Annotated in this window: 1 protein-coding gene; it reads right to left on the bottom strand. The window is 44.9% G+C overall.

Annotated elements, in window-relative coordinates; all coding sequences use genetic code 11:
* Window positions 1–96: 96 nt before the first annotated feature.
* The coding region (locus QT987_RS28935; RefSeq protein ID WP_333246874.1) for a calcium-binding protein at window positions 97–3,936 on the bottom strand (3,840 nt) is incomplete at its 5' end.

The raw sequence follows: 3,936 nt of genomic DNA on the forward strand, positions 1-3,936 counted from the left end.
CCGCCCGTCCTTTTTGGACGGGCGGGACGCCCATCCCACTTTCAAGAGTGGAAGTTATTTAATTCTCATTCCTAAGTGCTTAAACCCACATCTTTCTCAAATCAATGCGAAATTAACGGCACTAATACTGCTAGCAGAAACTCCGGCCAGAGAAGCCAAAATCTCCCCTGTTTGTGCAAACCGGATTAATGTTGCATCGCTATCTTCGGCAATGGCTAATTGCGAGAAAGTCAACCCGTTACCCAATACTAACAAGTCTTGACCGACTTCAAAGTCAGCAACAGTATCAATACCAGAATTGGTGGATAATAAGAAGCGATCGCTCCCTACATCCCCTACTAAGGTATCATCGCCCAAATCGCCACTGAGGAAATCGTTACCCTGACCTCCTAGCAGAATATCATTGCCTTGACCGCCGTAGAGGGTATCGTCGCCCTTTTCACCAATTAGGATATCTTCACCTCGATTGCCAGAAAGGAAGTCATTGCCGGCACCACCAGTCAAAGTATCAAAACCCTTTCCGCCGTAAAGCGTATCGTCCCCAATTCCACCATCTGTTACGTCGTTGCCTTGATTGCCATTCATCCAATCATTGCCATCAAGACTAAACAACAAGTCATTTCCTTTTCTACCGCGCAATATATCATCGCTAGCACTTCCCATAATGGTATCATCGCCATCTGTGCTTTCGGTAGTATTTTCCCCATCTTTAACGAATTCAATACCGCTTTCTGGGAATGGTTCTTCGGGTGTAGATGGTGTACTGGAGTCATCTGTATCTAAAGTATTGCGGACTGTTGGATTGTTAGCTGTCGCCGACTGAATTTTGGTATTTAGAGATGCACCAGTATTTTCGGAAAGGGCCGACTGAATCGTTTTATTTCCGGCTGCGACTTGCAGTAAATCTTGGGCTACTTCTCCTTGTGCGACTTTTTGGATGCGAGCCATTTCTGTCGCGGCATCTGAGGGCGAGGAATTGCTGGATGCGAGATCACTAATCCGCTGATTTCCCTCTGCAATAATTTGGGCAGCATCCGAAGTAATACTAGAGAGTTGTGGTACTTGCAGTTGACTCGTCGCCGACTGAATAATCGCTTGCAATTGTGTGGAATTGCTTAAATCGAGAGTGCCAGATTGAATTTGATTGGCAACGGCGGAAATTACGCGATCGCCAATCTCATTTTTCGCGGTATTTGAAGCACCGCTAATTAAATCAGTTATCAAAACAATGGTATTTTGTACCTGAGCGTGTGCTGCATAAACCGCCAAACCGTTCGGGTCGTTTTGAGTAATTGCCTCTAGCGGGTCGTAGCTAGTCAAGTCAATTACTGACGACACTCCCAGTGCAGATTTAACCTGAATTTGCGCCTGATTTGGGTCACTCCCTTGCTCGATCAACTCGGTCAATAGGGTAGTTAATGGAGTAACTACTGTAGCATCAGGTGTGGCAAATAGGGGTGTTTGCTGCGGCAAATAAGTAGAGGTATTGATGCCGTCTATGAGTACAATTTTGCCTTCATCCGGTTCGAGGTCGCCGCTATTATTTTTGTCGAATTGGTCAAGAGAGACATCTAAGTCAAAGCTGCCATCTGCGTTAGTAATTGAGAACGGTTCGTTTTCATCCTGAACTCCATTAAAGTTGGCATCGAAGAAGACTGTCGCCCCGGCCATGTAACCGTTAATTGCTCTACCCCTAGTGCTAGAACTCGGCCCCAAAGTAAACTTAGCTAACTCAAATGTGGCAAAGTTATTATCGTAGACGGTTTTGTAATCGAAGCACGGATAAGGGAGTCTGAATTCACGCGTGATGACTCTTTTCTTTCCGAACAATCTTATGCTTATTTCGGGGATTGTTTTATAACAAATTTCGGGTAAGTAGGCTTTTACTTGAGCACCCAGAAAAGCATTGACTTTTCCTGTTACATCAAACAGTTCCGAGGGTTTGCTGATGCGGGAAGTAATTTCCGATGTTCGGATTTTGCCGTCGCCACCTTGTTTCGGTTGGAATTCTCCGATATCTATCAAATCAATGCCCACTTTGCCTTGAATTCCACCTTTGACATAGCCCTCGGCCACGCCAACATTCAACCCTGCACCTACGGCAATACTAGCGTCAAGACTGAGTTCGTCAACATCTGGGCCTGTACCGTCAGCATTTTGGCGATCGCTCACATAAAATCCATCCAAAACTTTGCTAGCAGAGTCCGTCGCAAAATTAGACTTTTTCCACTCACTTAATCCGTGGGTATCGTACCCAAATCCTAGATGAGCTGAAGCACTAAACTTGCCTCCCAGTAAACCCTGGAGCGGCCCCCATATCGGAAATTTTTTCTCGATATTAAAGTCAAACCCCAGTTTTGGCATCTGATAGGTGAATACCGAAACATCGGGTTTACCTATCAGCAATTGAATCGCGGTTTCTGGTTTGGTCAAGAGTGGGATATCAAAGCCATCAATATCTTTTAAGGCATTTAAGAACTCCTTGACCTTGCCGCTTGTTTTGGAGTTAATTTGTTGGTTGGCTGTTTGCTGTACAGCAGTCGTTGGGATCGGGGAAGCATTCTGAAGATTCGCACTGTTATCGACAACATCTACATTCCCCAGAGTGTAAGAACCCAAATCGATTTTATCGGGAGAATTCGCTATTTGGTTTGCCAAATCAACAACTTTATCAACCTTGGCAACCGCATCTAAAAACCGGGTATCGATATCGCGCCCAGAGATTTTTGCTGCCAGTTCTAGTACGCTGACTATTCCATCCCCATTTTTATCAAATTCGCCAGCTAAACCTAGTGTAGACAGTAACTTAGTGTCGGCATTGAGGAAGTTGATAACTGGTCGAAATGGTTTAATGACATCAGAAATTTTACCGATAATTGGTTTGGCAAAATTATTGACAAATGTCCCCAAATCTAGTTGCATATTGTTAAATGCAACTGTGGGCTTTTGCGGCCCGGTTAATTGACCGTTAGCGTAATTTAGGATGGGCCAATTAACTGCTAAGTCGAAGTTATAGGAGGGGAATGCAGCATTGCCGTTGATACTGGTTTTTGCTGTGAGACCGAGATTAGCATTGCTCGTTAAGTCGGCATTGAATAAGTCTTTGAACTGATAGTTACCTTGCAATTCTGGCAATGTGAGGCGAGGGCCATCATTCGGGCCGCCCAGATTGTCTAAGTCATTGAGCTTGACTTCGAGGTTGGCATCGACTTTAGTAGGGTTTTTGGTATCGTTTGCCAGGTCTACTTGGAAAAAACCTAAGTTGCCTTTTGCCTTGAATTGATCATTTAGGCCCAAGTCAATGTTGGCGGTTAACTTAGTTTTGTCAGTATCTATGTAGCAGCCGAAATCTTTACTAACACCAACTCCCAGGGACAAGTTGAAGTTGTATTTTGATTTTGCTTTTCCATCTACATCTAAGCTTAATGCCGGCACTCCTAAGTTTTTAGAGAGATTGAGATCGGGAAACTGATATTGCTTGCCAAGAGTAATTAGCAAGGTACTTTCATTAGCACTAGAAGTCCCAGTTAGAGCAACATTGAAAGTCGAGCCAAGTGCAGTGCGGAGGCTACTTTCTAACTGACTCAGACTTTGATTTCCATGATTTTTAATTGTATCGACTAACTTAGTCTTGAAGTTGCCAATAAAATCTGGGGAAATGTCCTTGAGCGGGCCGACAATGGGTAGGTTAACTGCCTGTAATTGGTCGTCAAGAATTTTCTCAAGTTTATCCAATCCAGCTTCTACGCCGCACCAATTCTTCTGTGTGTCGATGGTACCACCAGGTGTCGGGGGTGTCGGTGGCGTCGGCGTTGGAGTGCCAGTTGTCGGCGTTGGAGTCGGAGTACCAGTTGTCGGAGTTGGAGTCGGAGTACCAGTTGTCGGAGTTGGAGTCGGAGTACCAGTTGTCGGAGTTGGAGTCGGAGTACCAGTTGT

The sequence above is a fragment of the Microcoleus sp. SVA1B4 genome (assembly GCF_036700545.1).
Taxonomy (GTDB): domain Bacteria; phylum Cyanobacteriota; class Cyanobacteriia; order Cyanobacteriales; family Microcoleaceae; genus Microcoleus.